A 20,710-nucleotide genomic window follows, 5' to 3' on the forward strand; every position below is an offset into this window, starting at 1 on the left:
CGCTGCGCGCGCAGCACGCCGGTGCCGGTGATGGCGCGCTCAATGGGTGGCAGCTGATCGAAAAGATCGAAGCCGAACGACAGCGGGAAGTCCTGGCCACCGGGCGGCGTCATCTCAGCGCCGAGACCCTTCGCGCCTGCGTATCTGACCGTGAGACCTAATCCGGCGCTTCCCCCTCCGCTCGCCGAACCTCATGGTTGCTGGGCGCTCCGCACGCCCGACCCGGCGCCCGGCGGCCAGCGTTCTCGGGTTACGCGCGTCCGGCTTTCCAGCCGTCGGGGAGGGTGGCTTCGCGGTCCGGGTTGGTCGTGATGCCGGTGTTCTGTACTTCGCCGTGGAAGGTCGCGCCGGAGAGGTCGACATCGTGCTCGAAGTGGACCGTGCGGAAGTCGGCCGGGCCTTCGAAGACCGAACCCGCCCAGGCGGGGGACGTCCGGTCGGTGAAGCGGCTGTCGGAGAACTTCACGGGACCCTTGAAGCGGGTTCGCTCCACGCTTACCCGGCCGTGGAACTTGACGCCGCTGAACCAGGCGCGGTCGTGGAAAACCGCGTCGTCGCAGTAGAACCGGCCCGATATCCGGCCTGACCCGAGGGAGGTCCCGGTGAACCACACCGGGCCGTGGAACTCGCTACGGCTGAAGTTGTTGCTGCTGAACAGTTGTCCGTAGCGCAAGATCAGCGTGCCGACCTTCCGGTCGCTCAGGTCGAAGTACTCCAGCAGGGCGCCAGTGAGATCGAGGTCGTATTGCGGTGCGTCCTGGTCATCCGCACGCGGTAAGAGGTCGGCGATCAAGCGTTGCGCCGTGAGCCGGATAACGAGCTTGCGCTCGGCGAGGTGCACTTCACGCTGCGACCAGTCGTTGTCTTCGGCGTTGCCGTAACGAGGATGCAGGAACGGCCGCCGCAGGTACGAGCACAGCACGTCCAGCACGGTCTGGATGTAGCCGGGGTTGCTGCGGGCGAGGCCGGCGAGGGCGTGCAGCGCGCCGACCCGGACCTGATCCGCCTCGTGCCCGAGCAGCTCCACGGCTCGCGCGAAGCGTTCGTCGGCGACCCGGTCCCGGTCGAGGTCGGCTCGCCGGGTCTCCAGTTCGTGCCGGGCCCGCTCGACCTCCTGGCGCTGTTCTTCGACGCGTCGGCGCCGGTCGTTGAGCCAGAGCGCGTAAAGCGCGACGACCGAGCCTGCGGCCAGTCCGCCGGTGCGCAATGCATCGGCGCCGGTGGTCCGCGAGTCGAAAATCAGCAGCGCGATGCTGACGCCGACCAGCACCACGACGGCGATGCTGACAGTCGCGACCAATCCGATCTTGCGCTCACCCATGCGAGGGATTCTGCCGGGTGCGATCAATTGCGCGTGGCGGTTCCCGGAACCGGCCAGGCTGACGGCAATCGCGACTTGTCGTCGAACTCGACGTCGTCCAGCAACGGCATCGGGACGGGATCGGCGAAGTTGAGGTCGGCGGTCCCGAGGAAGCGTGAGTGGCGGAGATCCAGCGCGGCTGCGCATGTCGCGCCGTCGAAGTACGCACCGTCCCGGCAGACGACGTGCTTAACGTCCACGTCCCCGTCGAACCGGGTGCGTTCGAATCCGCACGGGCCGTGGGCGAGCATCCCGCGCAGCTCCAGCTTCCCCCTGAACTGCACGTCCTCTGCTCTGATCCGGGCGAGGAAGACGCTGTCCCGGAAGTGCACCGAACCGTGGAAGACGGCGCGGTTGAGGTTCGTGGTGTGCCGGAACCGGCACCGGTAGGCGGCGACCCGACCCACCACCCGATCGCTGAGGTTGAACCGCTCAAGCAAGGCGCGCGTCAGATCCAGGTCGTAGATCACGGGGTCCGGGTCGGTGGTGTTCGGCAGCAGGTCCCGGATCAGCCGCTGCGCGGTCTGCCGGACGTGCCGCTCGCCCTCCAGCTCCGGGGGGATTTCCGACCACTCCTCGGGGGCGGGCGACAGCTCCTCCGGGGTCGTCCACTTCGGATGGCGGAAAGGGCGCCGCAGGTACGAGCACAGCACGTCTAGCACGGTCTGGGTGTGCTCGGGGTGATTGCGGGCCAGCCCCGCCAGCGAGTGCAGCGCGCCGACCCGGACCGGGTCGGCTTCGTTGCCGAGCAGCTCCACCGCCCGGGCGAAGCGCTCGTCGGCCGCGCGGTCCCGGTCCTGGTTGGTCCGCCGGTCCTCCAGTGCCTGCCGTTGCTGTTCGAGCGCGTAGCGCTGCCGATCCAGCTCCTGCCGCTGGGTTTCGAGCTCCTGCCGCTTCTCTTCGACGCGTCGGCGCCGGTCGTTGAGCCAGAGCGCGTAAAGCGCGACGACCGAGCCTGCGGCCAGTCCGCCGGTCCGCAGCGCATCGGCGCCGGTCGTCCGCGGGTCGAAGGCCAGCAAGGCGATGCTGACGCCGACGAGCATCACGACGGCCACGGCGATCGTCGCGACCAACCCGATCTTGCGCTCACCCATACGAAGGATTCTGCAACGACAGGACCCGAACTCGGGCAGCGGTCGCCGAAGCGGTGTGAGAAGGAGATCCGGCTCCGGCGGTGGTCCGGCGGGGACGGCACTGCGCGGTGCCGGATGACCGGCACCGCGCGGCCGCGTCAGCCGTTGGCCAGTGCTTGGAGACGGTCGTAGGCGCCGTTGAACGTGTTCTTGTCCAGCGGCGAGGACGTGTACTGCCAGATCGTCCAAATGCCCCAGTTGTAGGGCAGCGCTCCGACGGTGCTCGCGTAGCGGGCGACCCACAGCGGATTGGTCGAGCTGAAGTCGCCGTCCACGCACTGGTTCCACCAACTGGTGCTGGTGTAGATGACCGGCCAGCGCCCGGTCCGCGAGTGGTAGGTGTCGCTGAAGTCCTTGATCCAGGCGGTCATCCCGCTCTTGGATTTGCCATAGCAGGTGGAGCCGTACGGGTTGTACTCCATGTCCAGCGCGCCCGGCAGGGTCTTGCCGTCCTTGGACCAGCCGCCGCCGTTGTCCACGAAGTAGTTGGCCTGCGCGGCACCGCTGGAGCGGTCCGGCAGCGCGAAATGGTAAGTCCCGCGGATCATGCCCACGTTGTAGGAACCGTTGTACTGCTGGGCGAAGTACGGGTTCTTGTAGCTCGTGCCCTCGGTCGCCTTGACGTAGGCGAACCGCATGCCCTGGTCCCACCAGGATTTCCAGTTCACGTTGCCCTGGTAGCTGGCGACGTCCATGCCGGCCACCGTGGCCAGCGGGTCGACGTCCGGGGTCAGCAGCGGGTCATCGCCGCCGCCCTCGTGCTTGCGGATCTGCGAGCCCATCGTAGCGTTGGTCTCGGTTCCGCTCGGCGGTTCTTCGGTCACCTGCGTGCTCATCGCGCTTTCCCTTCCCGGAAGGGGTGTGCTGGCTTGCGCGGGCGAGCACAGGAGACGAACGCCTGCGCAGGCAACCGATATTAAGGAGATCAGGTGTAATCGGCGACCACATCCACTCGGACGGTTCATCGATGCCTCTCGAGGTGTAGTTGCGGTGTGTCGTCGAGGAACCACACACGTCGTGCCCCGAAAGTGTGGCGAAAGGTTTTCGTTAGATGTAGACCTTGTGTAAGTTCCTAACCAGGATGGCTCAATCTGGACACCGCGTGTGAACTGCGGGTCCTCCGGGGCGTAGTTCTGGGCCGCGCACAACCTCTAGGGGTGGCTGTGCGTTGAAAACATCACATGTATTAGGAATGCAAAGCTGCGAAAGATCAACTAGTTGCGGACGGTAGCTGCAAAACGGGACTTGGCAACCCGGATGGCCTGCTTGAATGAGGTGTACAGCTACCCCGGGTGCCGTACATGATGTTCGACCGCCGGACCTATCCGGTCGTATGCTCCGAACGAACGGCCCAGGCGAGTAGGACGAGTGGAGGGCGCCCAGGCATGACTGGCTGGACAGCGCCTGTGCCCAGTGCTCACGAGGTGGTCGCCGAGGTGAACCGAGCCGAGCGACGACGCTTCGCGGCTGTCTGGGCGCAGGCCCTGATGGGCACCAGCTACGTGCCGATGACCAGCGCCGAGGTCGAAGGCCGACTGTACGGCTACACAGACCGCCTGGTCGACGCGTTGCTCAGCGATCCGTTCGACCCGTCCGCCGCGCGGTCGGTCGGAGTGGACCTGGTCGCGGTGCACTTCACCAGCGCGGAGTCGCTGGCCCGCACCGTCGACCTGATCGGCGATGAAATCCTGGACATCCTGCGGCTAAGCGGCAGTCCCGGCTGGCGCGGCCGCGTGGCGGCGCTGCAGGGCGAGCTGTGCTCCGGCTTCCTCCAGGCCGCACGCAAGCGGACCCTGGACGAGCAGGAGGCGATCCGGCAGGCCGTGCTGGACGCGCGAGACGCGGTCGAGCAGGCGCTGCGCACCAGTGAGGCCAGATTCCGCGCGATCTTCGCCGAGGCCGCGATCGGCATCGGTATCGGCGACATGAGCGGCCGGATACTCGAGGTGAACGATTCGCTGACGCGGATCATGGGGCGGACCACGGAGGAACTCCGCCGGATGATGGTGCAGGACATGATGCACCCGGACGACCCCGACAGCACCTGGCGGATGTACGAGGAGCTGGTGCGCGGCGAACGCGACCAGTTCCGGGCGGAGAAGCAGTTCAAGCGCCCCGACGGCGGCACCGTGTGGACCGAGCTGATCGTGTCCCTGGTCCGCGGCGAGGACGGCCTGCCGCTGTACCAGGTGGCGCTGATCGAAGACGTCACCGACCAGCGAATGCTGCAGGAACGCCTGCGCCACCAGGCGATGCACGATCCGCTGACCGCACTGCCCAACCGGGCGCTTTTCCTGGAACGGCTCACCGCGGTGCTGCGTGCGCACGAATCCGGTGAGCGGGTCGCGCTGTGCTACATGGACCTCGACGGCTTCAAGGTCATCAACGACAGCCTCGGCCACCACGTCGGCGACGACCTGCTGCGGGCGGTCGCCGATCGGCTCGCCACCGCGGTGCACGGAGCCGACCGGCTGGTTGCGCGCATGGGCGGCGACGAGTTCGTGATACTGATCCAGAACTCGCTCGGCACCGAGCAGGCCATCGAGATCGCCGACACCGTGCTGGACGCGCTGGACGAGCCGATCCGCATCGGTGGCCACGAGCTCTCCGTGTCGGCCAGCATCGGCATCGTCGAGCGTCCGGTGTCCGGGCAGAGCGCGGCCGAGCTGATGCGCGACGCCGACGTGACGCTGTACTGGGCGAAGTCTGAGGGCAAGAGCAGGTGGGCGCTGTTCGACCCGGACCGCAACGCCACCGAGGTCGCGCAGTTCCACCTGTCGGCGAAGATGCCCGCCGCGCTGGAGCGCGAAGAGTTCTACGTGGAGTACCAGCCGCTGATCGGGTTGCGGGACTTCAGAGTGGTCGGCGTCGAGGCGCTGGTCCGCTGGGCGCATCCGGAGCTGGGACGGTTGAGCCCGGACCGGTTCATCGGGCTGGCCGAGGAGACCGGGCTGATCGTGGCGCTCGGGCGCTGGGTGCTGCGGGAGGCCTGCCAGCAGGCGAAGAAGTGGCAGGACGACTTCGGGTCAGCGGCGCCGTTCGTCAGCGTCAACCTGGCGGTGCGGCAGTCGCGGGACCCGAACCTGGTGGCCGACGTCGCGGAGATCCTGGCTGAGACCGGGCTGGAGCCGTCTCGGCTGCAGCTGGAGCTCACCGAGAGCGCGATCATGGGCACCGCCGACGAGCCGCTGGACGCCTTGCGCGCGCTGTCCGGGATGGGCGTGCGGATCGCCATCGACGACTTCGGCACCGGGTACTCGAACCTGGCCTACCTGCGGCATCTCCCGGTGCACGAGCTCAAGATCGCGGGCTCGTTCATGGAGGGCCTGCGGGACGCTGAGCGGGCCGATCCGGTCGACGCGCGCATCGTCGGCACGCTGGTGGACCTCGCGCACGCCTTAGGCCTGACAGTCACGGCAGAAGGCGTGGAGACCCAGGCGCAGGCCCGCCGGATGGCGGACATCGGCTGCGAGACCGGCCAGGGCTACCTCTTCGCCCGGCCCGGGTCACCCGAAGAAATAACAACTTTCATCGGCGAACACCTGGGCTGAGGCGTTCCAGACTCGCCTGCTTGACGCTGCAGGTCGCAAGCCTTCTTGCCGACCAGTGCGGCCGTAGGTAGGTCGGACAGCGAGGCGTAGTCCTCGATGGGGCCGGGCCCGTGATCACTGGTATCCCTGCCGAGGCTAGGCACAACGCCCGGCCCCGGCCGGTCATCGGGTTCTCCACCCTGTCGCGGTCAGCTGAGTCTCGTCGTTGAACGGGCACAACGCCCGCCCCGGCCGGTCATCGGGTTCTCCCCCCGTGGGGGGCCCGCAGTTTCAATTGAAACTGCGGGCCCCAGTTTCAATTGAAACTGGGAACCGCGATCAGCCGCGTTGTGCTGCGGCTTGGGCGAGAACTGCATGCGGGATGACCGCTTGGATCGCGTCGTTGAGGTTCAGGCCCAGGTCGAGGCCGTTGAGTAGTTCCGGCAGCGCATGCCCTGGCATCTCGCGGAATCCTGGCCAGTCCGCCGGAACCCGGGAGGCCGAGGTGCAGGCCGGGACCAGTTGGCTGCCGTCGGACATCTCCGCGGTGTAGATCATCAAGTCGTCTGCGCTCGGCGCGTAGAGCAGCACCTCGGCGGCGAGCACCGCCGCGGGCAGCTCGGACTCCGGGAGCTGGCCGGCCGCGATCCGGGCCAGCACGTGCTCCAGTTCGTTGGTCGGTTCCTGCTGGTTCGCCGCGAGTTCGGACGGCTGGTACGCGTCGTTGAACTGGAAGCGCTCGTCGATCTCGCCGTCGGCGTCGATGCGGTAGGCGCCGACGATGCCTTCCGGCGGCACCTCCTCGCCGTCGGCGGTGTAGCCGGGGTCGGCGATGTACAGCCAGCTGTCGGGGTTCTGCTTGGCGTGTTCCCGCATTTCCGCGCTTATCGGCGGGGCGGGACGGTCGACGTGCTGCGACATCGGGAACTCCGTACCTGTTGATCTGAGCGCCGGCGTGGATGCCGGTCGCGCTTCCGAGGGTGCCAGCACCGGGGAAAGCGCGAGTGGACGGTCCCGAACCAGCCGTTCCGAGGTGCCGGTCGGACGGGTCCAGGGGCAGACTGACTGGAAGGGCCAGGGGAGGGCCAGGGGAGGAGGCGGCGATGATCGGCCAGCGGGAAGCGTTGCGGATGTTCGGGTGCGAGGTCTTCGATCCGCGAGGATGCCGGATCGGCATCGTCGGCCAGCTGTTCATCGACGACGACACCGAGCAGCCCGCCTGGATCACCGTCCAAACTGGACTGTTCGGCACGAACGAGAGTTTCGTGCCGCTGGAGGGTGCGGCCTTCGACGGCGACACGCTTACCGTCGCGGTCGGCAAGGACGCGGTCCGGCAGGCCCCCCGGGTCAGCCTGCTCCACGGCGATCTCCCGTTGGAGCAGGAGAGCGCGCTGTACCTGTACTACGGGATGACCTACGGCGTCGCCCCCGATGGCGCCGCGTCGATCGACGAGGTTTCCGAGGTCGCGCCCGAGTACGTGGAAGCCGTTCGGCTCCGATTGCGACGCTGGGTGGCCGCGACCTGAAACGCACGAACTGGAATTAGCAGGCAGGACGAATCACCACGCCCGTCGGGAAACCCGGCGGGCGCGGTTTTGCCTGCTCACTCCCGATAAGAAACCCAGAGCTGGGAATCCGTTCACCCCACCGCCCGATTGTGTGGCGACATTGCGCCAACCGCACCCGAACGTGTGTTTTCCCTGGTTACGTTCCGACGTGAACCATCTTTCGCTCGGCCCCACCCGAGCGAATGAACGGAGGAGGGGACACATGAGGAAGCTGCTTTACGGCACGGGGGCGGGGATTGCCGCGGCGGCGCTCGTGTTCGCCGGTGCACCGGCAGGCGCGCGGCCGCACATCGAGTTGGCGCCGCTGACCCTGCACCCGCAGGCAGCCGTGCAGGGCGCGGACTCGGACGTCTACATCGTCAACCTCAAGGAAGGCATCGCGTCGCAAGGCGTCGCCGAAGAGCTCGGCGTGCAGGCCCGCATGGTCTACGACAAGGCGCTCAACGGGTTCTCGGCGAAGCTGACCCCGGCGCAGCTCGACGAGGTCCGCGCCAGCGACAAGGTCGAGAACGTCTCGCAGAGCTACCACATCGCGGTCGAGCCTTCGAAGAAGAAGGCGGTCGGCTCGTGGGGCCTGGACCGGATCGACCAGCCAGACCTGCCGTTGGACCACAGCTACGCCCCCAAGGGCACCGGTAAGGGCGTCACCGCCTACATCATCGACACCGGCATCGACCCATCCCATCCCGACTTCGGTGGGCGTGCCGAGATCGGCTTCGACGCCACCGGTGGCGACGGCGCGGACAAGCACGGCCACGGCACCCACGTCGCCGGAACCATCGGCAGTGACACCTACGGCGTGGCCAAGGGCGTGAAGCTGGTCGGCGTCCGGGTCCTCGACGACCAGGGCAACGGCACGACTGAGCAGGTCGTCTCGGGCATCGAGTGGGTCGCCAAGAACCACCAGGGCGCTTCGGTGGCGAACATGTCGCTGGGCGGCCCGAAGGACCCGGCGCTGGACGAGGCCGCGACCAAACTGGTCGACAGCGGCGTCTTCCTCGCGGTGGCGGCCGGTAATGAAAGCCAAAACGCCGAGAAGGTCTCCCCGGCCAGCGCGGAGGGCGTGTTCACCACCGCCGCGTCGGACAACACCGACACCTCGGCCGAGTTCACCAACTTCGGCGCCACCGTCGAGGGCTACGCCCCCGGCGTGGACATCGTGTCGACCGTCCCCGGCGGTGGCACCGAGACGATGAGCGGCACCTCGATGGCCAGCCCGCACGTGGCTGGCGTCGGTGCGCTTTTCCTGCAGGCCAACCCGGACGCCAAGCCGGCGGACGTGATCACTGGGCTGCAGGGTCAGGCCTCCAGGGGCGTGATCCAGAGCGCTCCGGAGGACACCATCGCCGACCTGCTGCAGATCGGCGACCTTTGATCCGGTAGCGCAGGTGCGACGCGCGGGCCCTCCCCGGGATTCCGGGGAGGGCCCGTTGTGATTGCTCTGATTGCTGCACTCGGGGGACACCGGGATGCCGCCGAACGGTGGCAATCAAACGGTCGATCCGCTGGATCGTGCAAAAGTCGGTTCCAGCGATCGTTTCCGGTGGATACGTTTCCAAACGACGGGGGTGTCAGTGTCCATCGCGGTACTGGTCGAATCGGTACCGCTGGGCACATCGAGGAGGGGTGTACCGTGCTACCCGGATACACCGAGGAACTGCCGCAGTCGTCGACTACGGTCGACGAGTCTGCTAGGAAAACCGCCGCGACGGAGCCGCTGACGGAGCGGGCCGTGCAGGCGCAGGTCGCGTCGGTGGCTCGCGCCGCCCGGGCGCAGTCCGGCAACGGCGTTGTGTTGCAGGTCGTGCGCGGGGCGAAGCGAGTCGCTTGGGCCGCGTACGAGCTGCAGCGCAATGCGATGCAGCTGGTCCAGGGAGTGGCGAAGCCGCCGTACGTGACGACGGGGCCGCTGGACTCGTTGGAGTCCCGCAAGCTCGCCGAAGGCGTCCAGTACCAGGTGCTCTACGACCGGTCCGCGCTGGCGCGACCGCCGCAGCTGGACATCACCACCAAGCTGGTCGCGATGGGCGAGCAGGCGCGGGTGATCCACGTGGCGCCGACCAAGCTGATCATGGTCGACAGCGAGATCGCGTTGCTGCCGCTGACGGTGAGCGAGACCTCGGTGGAAAGCGCCGTGGTGGTGCGCAGCTCGGCGATGCTGGCCGCGATCGCGAGGATCTTTGAGGACCTGTGGCGCTTCGCCGCGCCGTTCACCGCAGACCAGGACCTGGTGGGCAACGAGTTGCAGCCGACCGAGGAGGAGCGGTGGATCCTGTCGCTGCTCGCCTCCGGTGCCACAGACGACACGATCGGCCGGTTGATGGGCTTCAGCGCCCGAACCGCGCACCGCAGGGTCCGTGACCTGATCTCCCGGTTAGGAGTGGAAACCCGCTTCCAGGCGGGCATGCAAGCCGTCAAGCTTGGCTGGCTCTGAACGCCCAGGTACCTGGTACCGGGGCCGCAAGGGTTCTTGGGGTTCTTGGGGTCTTGGGGTGGGTATGAAGGTTGGGTGTCGGGTTGCGTTCGTAGGCTTCGGGCATGCCCAGTCGCCGTGCCGTTGATCCCGGGGAGATGCGCGAGGCCGTCGCAGCCGTATGGCCTTGGCTGGACGGCGAAGCGCCGCAGCCCGCGCGTGCCGAGCTCGCCGCCGCAGTGCGGTTGAGCCTGCGAACCTTGGAGCAGGTCGCCCCGGGCAACAGCGTCGAAGTGCGGGTGCCGCCGTTCGCGGCGGTCCAGTGCGTCGCCGGCCCTCGACACACCCGCGGCACCCCACCCAACGTCGTCGAGACCAACCCCCGGACCTGGCTGCTGCTGGCGACCGGTCGCCTCGGCTGGGCCGAGGCCCTCGAACGCGGCGAGCTCACCGCGTCCGGCTCCCGCTCGGACGTTTCGCAGTGGTTGCCCCTGGTCCGAGTCGGCAAACTGTGAGTGTTCCGGCACCCCCGCGTCTACGACCGTTTCGCCGATTGAGATGGCGGGCACGCATCACGGGCGAACACGGGCCCGGCTTTTTGTTCGCACGAGACGTCCGTGTTGGTCCTGGCCCGAAGCCCGTGCCGCCCGCCCGAACGGGCACGGCCATGTGCTCGGCCCGGGCGCTCACCAGCTCGTCGAGCAGCCTCCCGCAAGCCCGCAGCGACGGCTGGTCTCAGCTTTTCCGTAGCGCACGCACGACCGAAGAGGGGCTTTCGCGGCCGAGGTGACCGGCCAGCCAGGTACTCGTTTCGACAAGCTTGGTGAGGTTGAGGCCGGTGCGGATGCCGAGACCTTCGAGCTGCCAGAGGATGTCTTCGGTGGCGAGGTTGCCAGTGGCGCTGTGGGCGTAGGGGCAGCCGCCGAGGCCGCCTGCCGAAGTGTCCACTGTGGTCACTCCATGCTGGAGCGCGGCGAGGGTGTTGGCGAGCCCTTGGCCATAGGTGTCGTGGAAGTGAACGGCGATCGAGCCAATCGGGACTCTGGCGGCGGTGAGGGCGTTGAGCAGCGCGACGACGCGGCCGGGCGTCGCGACGCCAATGGTGTCGCCGAGGCTTAGTTCGGTGCAGCCGAGGTCGATCAGTTTGGTCGCGACGTCGACGACTTGTCCCGCAGGTACCGCGCCTTCCCAAGGGTCGCCCCAGCACATGGACAGGTAGCCGCGCACCGGCAGCCCGTTTTCGCGGGCTTGAGTGATGACGGGGGCGAACATGTCAAGCGACTCGGCGACCGTGCGGTTGAGGTTGGTCTTGGCGAAGCTTTCGGTTGCCGAGGCGAACACGGCGATGTCGGTGACGCCGAGATCGAGCGCCCGTTGCAGGCCTCGCTGGTTGGGCACGAGTACGGGGTAGCGGACCGCGGGTCGGCGGTCGAGGCGGCGGAGGACCTCTTCGGCGTCGGCGAGCTGTGGCACCCACTTGGGATGGACCATGCTCGTCGTCTCGATGACGGTGTGCCCGGCGTCGGCAAGGCGTTCGATGAACTCGACCTTCACGTCGGCGGGCACCGGCGCGGACTCGTTCTGGAGCCCGTCGCGGGGGCCGACCTCGCAAATGGTGACGGCTTCGGGGAGGCCAGGCAGCCGTTCGGTCCCGTAGTCGATCATCGTCCGGCCCGGAGTTCGGCGAGGACCTGCTCGGCGTGGTCAGCACGGACCTTCTTGTCCGCGATGAGCCGGGCGACGACGGCCGGGACCTCCTCGGCGGTCGCGCCAACGGCGGATGCGATGTTGCGTGCGTGCAGGGACATGTGGCCACGCTGGATCCCTTCGGTGGCCAATGCTCGGATGGCGGCGAGGTTCTGGGCGAGGCCGACGGCCGTGATGATCTCCGCGAGTTCGGCGGCGGTGCGAACGCCGAGCAGGTTGATCGCGGCCTGCGCGGCCGGGTGGACCTTGGTGGCGCCACCGACGAGACCGACGGGCATGGGCAGTTCGAGGGTGCCGGCGACATTGCCGTCGGCATCTTTTTCGAAGCGGGACAACGAGGTGTAGAGCCCGGCGGGCGAGACGGCGTGGGAGTGCGCGCCGGCTTCGACGGCGCGGGTGTCGTTGCCGGTGGCGAGCACGACGGCGGTGATGCCGTTCATGATTCCCTTGTTGTGGGTGGCGGCCCGGTAGGGGTCGGCTTCGGCGAGGGCGGCGGCGTGGATGATGTTGTCGACGACCTCGGCGCCGCCGAGCGCGTCCGCGTCGAACACCGCGCGGGCACGGGAGAGCCGGAGATCGGCCTTGTTGGTGAGGATCCGCAGCAAGCTGCTCCCGCGCGCGATCTCGGCCGCCCGGGCGGCGACGGCCTCGGCCATCGTGTTCACGGCGTTGGCGCCCATGGCGTCGCGCACGTCGACGTGAAGGTGCGCGACCACGTAGGTGCCGGCGCGCGAGGGGACCAGCCGGACAGCGATGTCCCGGACGCCGCCCCCGAACTCGACGAGCTTGGGGTCCTGGTCGTTGGCGAGCGCGATCAGCTCGTCGCGGGCTTCGAGCAGCCGTGCTCGCCCGGCCTCGGGGTCAGCGACGCCGACGATCTGGACCTGTGCCTGCATGACGGGTGGGGTCGAGGACGTGGTGAACCCTCCGCGCACGCGCGCGATCTTGGCGGCGTTGCTCGCCGCCGCGACGACGGAGGCTTCCTCGGTCGCCATCGGCACCAACACGTCGGTGTCGTTGATCATGAAGTTCGTCGCGACACCCAGCGGGATGCCCAGGATCCCGGTCACGTTCTCGATCATGTGGTCTGCCAGCTCGGTGCCGAGGCCGTGCGCGGGGTCGAAGGCGGCGATCGACGCGGGGTCGATGCCGGCGGCATCGGCGACGAACTTGCGCCGGGCCTCGACGGAAAGGTCCCGGAGACCCTGGATACGACTGGTGCGCGGCATGGCGCCCCTCCCACCTCGGTGTGGCTGCGGTACGGAGGGTGACGCTAGTTCGCTGCGCATCGGCCGGGAATGGGCCGATCATCCACTGATGACGGCCGGACTATAGACTTTTGGACAGGTTGGCTAGGCGGACCGCGACGGTGATCCGGAAGAGCCGATCGGGCTCCTGCCAGTCCTCGCCGAGCAGCTCGGTCGTGCGTTCCAGGCGTTGCAGGACGGTGTTCTTGTGCAGGTGGAGCGCACGGGCGGTGGCGACTGGGCTCATCCGATTGCCGAGGTAGGCGGCGAGGGTGGGCAAGAGCTTGCCCGCGTGTTTGGCGTCCCAGTCCAGGACGGGTCCGATGACCCGCCGCACGTACGTCGTCACGCGCGCTTCCCCCGGGCCGAACAGGGCCGTGTACGGGAGGTACTCGTCGGTGGTGACGGCGGTGTCGTTCAGCCCGAGTGCGGGCAGGATTCGCACGCACGCCGAGGCCGCGTCGACCTGGGTACGTAGGTCGACGGTGGCGTCGCCGATGCTTGCGCCGACCGCCAGAACTGGTGCCCGTACGGTGCGGCGCACCATGGTGTGGATGAGTGCGCACGCGGTGGCCGGGTCGGCATCGGAGGTGATGGCCACGACCCGGTCGGCATGTTCGCCGACCGGGCCGCCGGTCCGGCGCAGGGCGCGGACGGCCTCGCGGCGCCGTTCGGCCGGCACCGAGATCACGACCACTGACCGCAGCTCGTCGAGCCGGACGCCCCGTGCGTGGGCGCGGGCAACGATTTCGGCGCGGCGGTCAGGGTCGTCGGAGAGCATGTCGGCCAGCAAGTCGTCGCGGACGCGCTGCTCGGCCTCGATCATGGCGTCCTGCTTGAGATTGAGCAGCGCGGTGATCTGAGCGGCGCGTTCGGCGGTGCGCAGCTCGACGGGGCCGAACTCGACCTCGCCCTGTTCTAGCAGCAGCGCGCCCAGAAGGGTCGGCCCGGCGAGGACGGCGACGGCGTACGTGCCGTCGCTCGCGGGCGTGCACCGACCACTGCGGCGGCTGCGGTCGACCGCGTCGGCGACGGGGCCGTCGAGGTGTTCGGGGTCGCGAAGCGTGACGTGACAGCGCAAGGCGCGACCGAGCGCGGTCGCGACGTCTGGTGCTTGACCGCCTTGGAGCACGAGGCTGGTGAGGTCGCCGTGCACCTCGCTGGCACGTTCCATCGCTTCGACGTGGCGGGCGAGCTCGCCGTAGGCGCGGCGGGCGTCGTCGGCCGAGTCCTGGGTTCGGGCGAGCAGGCGAGCGGTCTGCAGGACGATCGCGGCGTGGTCGGCGAAGGCTGACAGCAGGGATATCTCCTCAGGGGAGAAAGCGTGCTCGACGCGGTTGGCGGCGAACAGCACCCCGATCACCTCGTCGCCGGCGAGTAGCGGAACGCCGAGCAGGGACACGAGGCCTTCCGCGGCCACGGCGGCGTCGATGGCGGAGTCGTGCGGGGCCTCGGTCATCGCGGCGTACTTGGACGTCCAGTAGGGACGGCGTCCTTCGACCACCTGGCTGGCCAGGCCCGCACCGGGGGGCACTCGCAAGCCGAGGAACGAGGGTGCGACCGTCCCGAGCGTGGTTCGCACGCGGAGTTCGCGGCTCTTCGCGTCGAACTCGGACAGATAGGTGACGTCCGTGCCGACGAGGTCGTGCGCTCGTTCAACGAGCCGACCGAGCAGTTCATCGACGTCGCGAAGCTGGGCAAGTTCGCGCGCGGAGGAGAACAGCGCTGCGAGTTCCTGACCGCGGCGCCGCCAGCGCTCCGAGGTGGCGCGCAGGCGGCGGATTTCGTAGCGGATCCGCGTGGTGTCCTGGTCGGACAGGGCCACGTCGGTGAGCAGGCTGTCCACGTCGACCTCCTGCTCAGCCGAAGCCGCCTGCAGCAGACTGACGATAACGTCGCCTGGGAGCGTCTCCGTCACGGGTTCACCTCGATCTGATGTGCCGATTGCCCAGGGTGTCCAGGACAATCCTGGGCTGAAAATACATAGTCTAGGGCGGGTTCGCGCTCGTACTGTCCACACCGCGGGTTAGACGGTCTCCCCCCGAAACGAGACTTTTCGTGCATACCTTCCGTCAGCCCGGAAACGATCCGCACCGACGCAGTCAAAGGAGACAGCGAGCATGACGCTTCACGTGGGCATCGACGTCGGTGGCACGTTCACCGACGCCGTGGCGATCGTCGACGGGCACGCGATACGTGGCAAGGCGTTCTCGACCAAGGACGTGACCACAGGGATCCTCGGCGCGCTGGGCGTGCTGCGAGAGCGCGCAGGGATGACCGAGGCCGAGTTCTTCGCCGCGGTCGACCGATTCGTCCTGGGCAACACCATCGTCACGAACGCCGTGGATGAGCAGAAGTACGCGGCCGTGGGGCTGCTGACCACTGAGGGTTTCCGCGACACCCTGCGCATCGCCCGGTCGGCACGCACAGACGAGCGCGACCCGCACAAGATGTCGGCGCCACCAGACATCGTGGAGCGTCGCCGCATCGTCGAGGTCGCCGAGCGGGTCGACGCGCATGGCACCGTACTAGTCCCGCTCACCGAGGACGCGATCGCCACGGCGGTGGACGCGGTGCTGGCGACCGGCGCCGAGGCCATCGCGGTCTGCTTGCTGTGGTCGTTCCGCAATGCCGCCCACGAAAATGCGATTGGCGAATACCTCGACGAGCATCACCCGGACATCCCGTACACGCTCTCCAGCAGGCTGACGCCGGTCTACCGCGAGTACGAGCGCATGGTCACCACCGCACTGGACGCCGCAGTGAAGCCGATCGTGGCGTCGCACTTCGACCACCTCGCCGACGAGCTGCGGAGCAGGGGGCTGCGAGCTCGGGTGCAGATCATGCAGGTGCACGGCGGGTTTCTGTCGGTGGAGGAGACCGGCAAGGCCCCGATCTCGATGTTCAACTCCGGTCCGGTCGGCGGTGTCACCGGCGCGCGGCTGCTGGCCAAGCAGCTCGGCCGTCGGCGGGTGCTGACCGCGGACATGGGCGGCACGAGCCTCGACGCGGCCGCCATCATCGACGACGAGTTCCGGCTGCTGCCCCGCGCCGAGATCGGCGGCCTGCCCACCAGCCTGACCGCCGTCGACATCGAGACCATCGGCGCCGGCGGCGGCAGTCTCGCCTGGGTGGACGGACGGAACCTACTGCGCGTCGGCCCGCACAGCGCGGGCTCCGTACCGGGGCCGGCATGTTACGGAAAGGGCGGCGCCTGGCCCGCGGTCACTGACGCCGCGCTCGTGCTCGGGCTGATCAACCCGGACTACTACCTCGGCGGCACCGTCCCCCTGTACGAGGACCAGGCGCGGGCTGCACTGCGCAAGCATGTGGCCGAGCCGCTGGGCATCACCGAGGACGCGGCGGCCGAAGGCATGTACCGGCTGGCGACGTCGCAGATGGCCAACGCGCTGCGCAAGATCACCGTGAACCGCGGCCACGACCCGCGCGAGTTCACCCTCGTCGGCTTCGGCGGCGCGTGCGGGCTGTTCGCGGCTAGCATCGCCGCCGAGGCCGGGGTCCGCGAGGTCGTGATTCCGCGCGACGCCGCGGTCTTCTCAGCGCACGGCCTCATGCACGCCGACTCGGTGTTCTCCGCGGTGCAGACGAGCCCGTGGACGATGGACCAGCCCGCCGCGGCGCTCGACAAGGAGTTCGCCGCCCTCGAGGAACGCGCACGAGCATGGTTCGAGGCCGAGGGGATCCCTGAGGGCCGACGCGAGCTGCACCGCGAGGCGGACATGAAGTTCGTGGGCCAGATCTTCGAGGTCACCACCCGCCTGGCTGCGGGCACCTTCGGCGAGGCGGACAAGGACGCGCTGCGCGCCCAGTTCATCGCCGACTACGAGGAAGAGTTCGGTGCCGGCACGGCCTGGACCGAGGCCGAGATCCTGCTGGTCAACTCGCGGGTCCGGGCCATCGGCCGCAGCGACGTGCAGACGGTGGAGCAGGTCGCGGGCACCGGCGAGGAGCGCCACGAGCTCACTCGCCGCGACGTGATCGAGCCGCTCACCGGCAAGCGCGTCGAGATCGACGTGCACCGCGGGTTCGGTGCGCTCGGTCGGGCGACCGGTCCGTGTCTGCTGGAGGAGCCCGACACCACGGTCTACGTGCCCACCGGCGCCACCGTCGAACTCACCGACAGCGGCGACTTCCTGCTGCTCCTCGCCGACCGCTGACCCCCGCCCGTCAAAGGAGACGACCATGACCAGCACCCCGCGCACGCTGCCCGACGGGTTCGACCCCGTCACCCTCGAAGTGATCCGCATGCGACTGGACTCCATCGTGGAGGAGATGGGCATCGCGATGATCCGTTCGTCGGGCTCGCCGGTGATCACCGAGGCCGGTGACTTCAACACCGCACTGTTCGACCCCACCGGCCGCATCTACGCCTACTCGGACTATGTCCAGTTCCACATCGGCTCTGGCAGCGTCGCTGTGCAGAACCTGGTCAAGGCGATCGAGGGCGAGCCGCTCGCGCCCGGCGACGCGTTCATCTGCAACGACCCGCACACCGCGGGCGCGAGCCACCCGCCGGACACCAACGTGATCTCGCCGATCTTCCACGGCGACGAGCTGATCGGCTGGGCTCAGTCGCAAGCGCACCTGGTCGACGTCGGTGGCATGACGCCCGGCGGGTTCGCGCCCGGTGCCCACGACTGCTACGCCGAGGCGCTGCGACTGCCGCCCGGCGTCAAGATCTTCGAGCGGGGCGAGCCCGTCGAGTGGGTGCGCCGGATCCTGCTCAACAACGTTCGCGTGCCCGCGCTGTTCTGGAACGACGTGCGCAGCCTGGTGGCGAGCAACAACACCGGTATCCGGCGTCTGCTGAGCACGATCGAGGAGTTCGGGATCGAGCAGTTCCGCGACTACACGAGGCTGTCGTTCGAGCTGGCCGAGCAGGTCGTGCGCGACCGGATTGCCCGCATTCCCGACGGCACCTACACCGCCGAGGAGTGGACCGAGCACAACGGACACGTCGACGAGCTGTACCGCGTCGCGTGCACCATGACCAAACGCGACGACCAGATCACCTTCGACTTCACCGGCTCCAGCGAGCAGACCGACGGTTTCGTCAACTGCAGCTACGGTGCGCTGGTCGGCAGCGTGGCGACCGCCATCGTGCCGATCCTCGCCTGGGACGTCCCGTTCAACGAAGGCGTCATGACCGCGTTCGACATCTTCGCCGAGCCCGGGTCGATCGTGAATCCCCGGCCCCCGGCACCGATCAGCAACGGGCACCTCACCACCGGCGCCCGGGTCAGCCGTGTCGTCACGAAGCTGATGAACGACGCCTGCCGTCGCAGCGACGACGACACCATCCGCGACCGAACCCAGGGAGTGTGGGGCGACTCGTGGACCGGCGGGATCTCCGCGGGCACCACCGATGACGGCGAGTACTTCGTGCTGTTCAACATGGACGGCGGTGGTATGGGGGCCGGCGCCCAGCCGGACCGCGACGGGCTCGACTGCGCGGGGATGATGACGCAGGTCAACAACATGCTGCCCGACGTCGAGATGAACGAGATGCTTTACCCGGTGCTCTACCTGTGGAAGCAGCTCAACACCGAAAGCGCCGGGCACGGCGCCCACCGCGGTGGGCTGGGCCTGCGTTTCGCGTGGACGCTGCACGGCGCCGGGGAGGTCACGCAGACGGTGTTCGCCCCGAACGCCCAGGTCGTCTCCGACGGTTTCGGCGGCGGCTTGCCCGGCGGCGGCAGCGGCCACGAGGTCTGGCGCCAGACCGATGTCGCCCGGCTGCTCGCCGATGGCCTGGTGCCCGCCCCGGACACGCTGAGCGCGCCGGACCGGGAGTTGCTGGAGATCAACCAGCAATCGGTCAGGATTCGCGCCGGAGACGTGTTCGTGCAGTGGATCGCCGGTGGAGGCGGCTACGGCGACCCGCTGCTGCGCGCCCCGCAGCTCGTCGCCGCCGACGTCCGCGACGGCTATGTGACCGGCGAGACCGCGCAGCGCACCTACGGCGTGATCGTCACCGATGGCACCGTCGACGAGGCCGCCACCCGGCGAGCCCGCACCGCGATGCGCCAGGAACGCCTCGGCAGCACCCCCGCCCAGCAGGTTCCGCTGAATTCGCCGGCCGGGTCCTCCGCGCCCCGCCGCGACGGCGACGGCTGGTACGTGCCCGCTAGCGGCGCCCGCCTGGGCACCGGCGAAGACTGGCGCGGCGAGGCGCGGAAGGTCACCTACGTCGCCGCCGAGCGGTTGGCCGAGTACGGAGTCCGGGTCCGCCCGCGCACCGAGGGCCGCCGCGTGCTGATCGACGAGTTCTACAGTCCCTCGTGTGGAACCCTCCTGGAGGCCCGCGTTCGGGTGGATGCGCCCGCGAGCTGACGAGCCACCACCTACGGATCAGGGACGAACATGACCATCAACGACGACACGATCGTGGGCATGCTGCCTGGCGGGCTGTCCCGGGGCGCGCTGCGCGGCATCGTGGTTCTGGACATCACCCGGGTCGTGGCGGGCCCGTTCTGCTCGATGCTGCTGGCCGACCTCGGCGCGACCGTGATCAAGATCGAGAACCCGAAGGAACCGGACTACACCCGGGACTTCCCGCCGAAGCTGACCTCCTCGTCCGGTGAGCCGGGCGGACCGGACGAGGAGTTCAGCGCGTTCTTCGCGCAGTACAACCGGAACAAGTTCGGCCTCACCATCGATCTGTCCACTGAGGACGGTAAGGATCTGCTCAAGAAGCTGGTGCGACGCGCCGACGTCCTGGTCGAGAACTTCCGGCCGGGCACGATGGACAAGCTCGGCGTCGGCTACGACGTGCTGCGGGGGGAGAACCCGCGCCTGGTGTACACGGCGATCTCCGGCTACGGCCAGACCGGACCGTACCGGCGCCGGCCCGCTTACGACAACAGTGCGCAGGCCACCGGCGGTCTGTGGTCGATGAACGGGTTCGAGGGCCAGCCACCCGCCCGCGTCGGCACCATCATTGGCGACCTGTCCGCGACGCTGTACGCCGTCATCGGCACCCTGGCCGCATTGCGGCACGCCGAAAAGACGGGCGAGGGACAGCTGGTCGATGTGTCCCAACAGGACTCGGTGCTCAGCCTCACGGAGAACGCTGTCGTGTCCTACACCGTCGAAGGCAAGGTCCCCGGACCGCTGGGCAACGAACATCCCTTCGTCAAGCCCTACGAGCTCTACCCGTGCAAGGACGGGTTCGTGTTCTTCGGCGGCTATACCGACAAGTTCTGGCGCTTGTCTTGCCACCTCTTCGGTCAGCCCGAGCTCGCTGACGACCCCGAAATCGACACCATGGCGAAGCGATTCGTACCCGAGGTCTACGAACGAAGGGTCCGGACGCTGCTGCAGAAGTGGTTCGAGGACAAGACAAAGACCGAGTTGGAGGAGATCGTCGGTGACGCCGTGCCGTTGAGCGCGATCAAGAACATCGGTGAGGTCGTCGAGGACCCGCAGATCGCCGCGCGCGACATGATCGTCGACGTCGAGTACCCGGAGTTCGGGCAGCTGCGCATGTTCGGCTCGCCCATCAAGCTCACCGCCACGCCCACTGAGCCACGTGGGCTCGCGCCGAAGGTCGGTGAGCACGCCAACACGGTCTTGCGGGCACTCGCCGATCTCGACGACGAGCGCATCGCCGCGCTGCGCGAGAAGGGGGTGATCTGATGAGTTTCCTAAGTCAACCCTTGGTCTTTGTTGATCTTGTTTGTGGTTTGGTGGGTGGCAGGGTTGTAGCAGGTTTTGTCGCGCCAGCAGGCC

At 68.3% G+C, this 20,710-nt stretch carries 15 protein-coding genes; 8 read left to right on the plus strand and 7 right to left on the minus strand.

What is annotated here, in order from left to right; translation table 11 throughout:
• Positions 1 to 250: 250 nt before the first annotated feature.
• The 3 genes from ACWDKQ_RS12655 to ACWDKQ_RS12665 all read right to left on the minus strand — a co-directional run bounded on the left by ACWDKQ_RS12655 (position 251) and on the right by ACWDKQ_RS12665 (position 3,329).
• On the minus strand, positions 251 to 1,321 hold the full coding sequence (locus tag ACWDKQ_RS12655) for a pentapeptide repeat-containing protein (RefSeq protein ID WP_450138884.1): 1,071 nt from the start codon (positions 1,319 to 1,321) through the stop codon (positions 251 to 253).
• A 23-nt stretch (positions 1,322 to 1,344) separates the two neighbouring features.
• Positions 1,345 to 2,454, minus strand: a complete 1,110-nt coding sequence (locus ACWDKQ_RS12660; protein ID WP_450138885.1) for a hypothetical protein — start codon at positions 2,452 to 2,454, stop codon at positions 1,345 to 1,347.
• Between the two features lie 137 nt (positions 2,455 to 2,591).
• On the minus strand, positions 2,592 to 3,329 hold the full coding sequence (locus tag ACWDKQ_RS12665) for a lysozyme (protein ID WP_450138886.1): 738 nt from the start codon (positions 3,327 to 3,329) through the stop codon (positions 2,592 to 2,594).
• A gap of 549 nt (positions 3,330 to 3,878) precedes the next feature.
• Here ACWDKQ_RS12665 and ACWDKQ_RS12670 point away from each other — a divergent pair.
• Positions 3,879 to 6,044 carry a putative bifunctional diguanylate cyclase/phosphodiesterase gene (locus ACWDKQ_RS12670; RefSeq protein WP_450138887.1) on the plus strand — a complete coding sequence of 722 codons (2,166 nt, stop codon included), beginning with the start codon at positions 3,879 to 3,881 and terminating at the stop codon, positions 6,042 to 6,044.
• A gap of 318 nt (positions 6,045 to 6,362) precedes the next feature.
• On the opposite strand, the gene ACWDKQ_RS12675 is transcribed toward ACWDKQ_RS12670, so the two are convergent.
• Positions 6,363 to 6,944 (minus strand): type VII secretion system-associated protein, encoded by a 582-nt coding sequence (locus ACWDKQ_RS12675; RefSeq protein ID WP_450138888.1) that lies wholly within the window; start codon positions 6,942 to 6,944, stop codon positions 6,363 to 6,365.
• A 182-nt stretch (positions 6,945 to 7,126) separates the two neighbouring features.
• On the opposite strand from ACWDKQ_RS12675, the gene ACWDKQ_RS12680 reads away from it, so the two are divergent.
• The 4 genes from ACWDKQ_RS12680 to ACWDKQ_RS12695 all read left to right on the plus strand — a co-directional run bounded on the left by ACWDKQ_RS12680 (position 7,127) and on the right by ACWDKQ_RS12695 (position 10,519).
• The gene (locus ACWDKQ_RS12680; protein ID WP_450138889.1) at positions 7,127 to 7,549 is read left to right on the plus strand and encodes a PRC-barrel domain-containing protein; all 423 of its coding nucleotides are present in this window, start codon (positions 7,127 to 7,129) and stop codon (positions 7,547 to 7,549) included.
• Between the two features lie 244 nt (positions 7,550 to 7,793).
• On the plus strand, positions 7,794 to 8,966 hold the full coding sequence (locus tag ACWDKQ_RS12685; protein ID WP_450138890.1) for a S8 family peptidase: 1,173 nt from the start codon (positions 7,794 to 7,796) through the stop codon (positions 8,964 to 8,966).
• A gap of 258 nt (positions 8,967 to 9,224) precedes the next feature.
• Positions 9,225 to 10,025, plus strand: a complete 801-nt coding sequence (locus tag ACWDKQ_RS12690) for a DNA-binding response regulator (RefSeq protein ID WP_450138891.1) — start codon at positions 9,225 to 9,227, stop codon at positions 10,023 to 10,025.
• A gap of 104 nt (positions 10,026 to 10,129) precedes the next feature.
• Positions 10,130 to 10,519 carry a sterol carrier family protein gene (locus tag ACWDKQ_RS12695; protein ID WP_450138892.1) on the plus strand — a complete coding sequence of 130 codons (390 nt, stop codon included), beginning with the start codon at positions 10,130 to 10,132 and terminating at the stop codon, positions 10,517 to 10,519.
• 220 nt (positions 10,520 to 10,739) lie between these two features.
• Here ACWDKQ_RS12695 and ACWDKQ_RS12700 read toward each other — a convergent pair whose 3' ends face one another.
• The 3 genes from ACWDKQ_RS12700 to ACWDKQ_RS12710 form a co-directional block, all read right to left on the minus strand.
• Positions 10,740 to 11,669: a hydroxymethylglutaryl-CoA lyase gene (locus ACWDKQ_RS12700; protein ID WP_450138893.1), complete on the minus strand. Its 930-nt coding sequence runs from the start codon at positions 11,667 to 11,669 to the stop codon at positions 10,740 to 10,742.
• Positions 11,666 to 12,940 carry a hydroxymethylglutaryl-CoA reductase, degradative gene (locus ACWDKQ_RS12705; RefSeq protein WP_450138894.1) on the minus strand — a complete coding sequence of 425 codons (1,275 nt, stop codon included), beginning with the start codon at positions 12,938 to 12,940 and terminating at the stop codon, positions 11,666 to 11,668. Before ACWDKQ_RS12705 ends, ACWDKQ_RS12700 begins: the two co-directional genes overlap by 4 nt.
• A gap of 100 nt (positions 12,941 to 13,040) precedes the next feature.
• Entirely contained in the window at positions 13,041 to 14,876 is a 1,836-nt protein-coding gene (locus ACWDKQ_RS12710) for a helix-turn-helix domain-containing protein (protein ID WP_450138895.1), read from the minus strand.
• A gap of 202 nt (positions 14,877 to 15,078) precedes the next feature.
• Between ACWDKQ_RS12710 and ACWDKQ_RS12715 the strand changes: the two genes are divergently transcribed.
• From ACWDKQ_RS12715 to ACWDKQ_RS12725, 3 genes are read left to right on the plus strand one after another with little or no spacing between them, the layout of a single operon-like run.
• The gene (locus tag ACWDKQ_RS12715) at positions 15,079 to 17,136 is read left to right on the plus strand and encodes a hydantoinase/oxoprolinase family protein (protein WP_450138896.1); all 2,058 of its coding nucleotides are present in this window, start codon (positions 15,079 to 15,081) and stop codon (positions 17,134 to 17,136) included.
• Positions 17,137 to 17,161: 25 nt separating this feature from the next.
• Positions 17,162 to 19,312 carry a hydantoinase B/oxoprolinase family protein gene (locus tag ACWDKQ_RS12720; protein ID WP_450138897.1) on the plus strand — a complete coding sequence of 717 codons (2,151 nt, stop codon included), beginning with the start codon at positions 17,162 to 17,164 and terminating at the stop codon, positions 19,310 to 19,312.
• Between the two features lie 30 nt (positions 19,313 to 19,342).
• Positions 19,343 to 20,617, plus strand: coding sequence for a CaiB/BaiF CoA transferase family protein (locus ACWDKQ_RS12725; RefSeq protein WP_450138898.1), 1,275 nt, complete (start codon positions 19,343 to 19,345; stop codon positions 20,615 to 20,617).
• Positions 20,618 to 20,710: the final 93 nt, after the last annotated feature.

The sequence above is a fragment of the Saccharopolyspora sp. NPDC000995 genome (genome assembly GCF_053599315.1).

What these genes read in the sequence shown, in the direction of transcription:
- ACWDKQ_RS12715 (WP_450138896.1), top strand. Translation starts at nt 15,079, where the DNA reads ATGACGCTTCACGTGGGCATCGACGTCGGTGGCACGTTCACCGACGCC.
- ACWDKQ_RS12665 (WP_450138886.1), bottom strand. Translation starts at nt 3,329, where the DNA reads ATGAGCACGCAGGTGACCGAAGAACCGCCGAGCGGAACCGAGACCAAC.
- ACWDKQ_RS12680 (WP_450138889.1), top strand. Translation starts at nt 7,127, where the DNA reads ATGATCGGCCAGCGGGAAGCGTTGCGGATGTTCGGGTGCGAGGTCTTC.
- ACWDKQ_RS12720 (WP_450138897.1), top strand. Translation starts at nt 17,162, where the DNA reads ATGACCAGCACCCCGCGCACGCTGCCCGACGGGTTCGACCCCGTCACC.
- ACWDKQ_RS12695 (WP_450138892.1), top strand. Translation starts at nt 10,130, where the DNA reads ATGCCCAGTCGCCGTGCCGTTGATCCCGGGGAGATGCGCGAGGCCGTC.
- ACWDKQ_RS12685 (WP_450138890.1), top strand. Translation starts at nt 7,794, where the DNA reads ATGAGGAAGCTGCTTTACGGCACGGGGGCGGGGATTGCCGCGGCGGCG.
- ACWDKQ_RS12670 (WP_450138887.1), top strand. Translation starts at nt 3,879, where the DNA reads ATGACTGGCTGGACAGCGCCTGTGCCCAGTGCTCACGAGGTGGTCGCC.
- ACWDKQ_RS12705 (WP_450138894.1), bottom strand. Translation starts at nt 12,940, where the DNA reads ATGCCGCGCACCAGTCGTATCCAGGGTCTCCGGGACCTTTCCGTCGAG.
- ACWDKQ_RS12700 (WP_450138893.1), bottom strand. Translation starts at nt 11,669, where the DNA reads ATGATCGACTACGGGACCGAACGGCTGCCTGGCCTCCCCGAAGCCGTC.
- ACWDKQ_RS12660 (WP_450138885.1), bottom strand. Translation starts at nt 2,454, where the DNA reads ATGGGTGAGCGCAAGATCGGGTTGGTCGCGACGATCGCCGTGGCCGTC.
- ACWDKQ_RS12655 (WP_450138884.1), bottom strand. Translation starts at nt 1,321, where the DNA reads ATGGGTGAGCGCAAGATCGGATTGGTCGCGACTGTCAGCATCGCCGTC.
- ACWDKQ_RS12725 (WP_450138898.1), top strand. Translation starts at nt 19,343, where the DNA reads ATGACCATCAACGACGACACGATCGTGGGCATGCTGCCTGGCGGGCTG.
- ACWDKQ_RS12675 (WP_450138888.1), bottom strand. Translation starts at nt 6,944, where the DNA reads ATGTCGCAGCACGTCGACCGTCCCGCCCCGCCGATAAGCGCGGAAATG.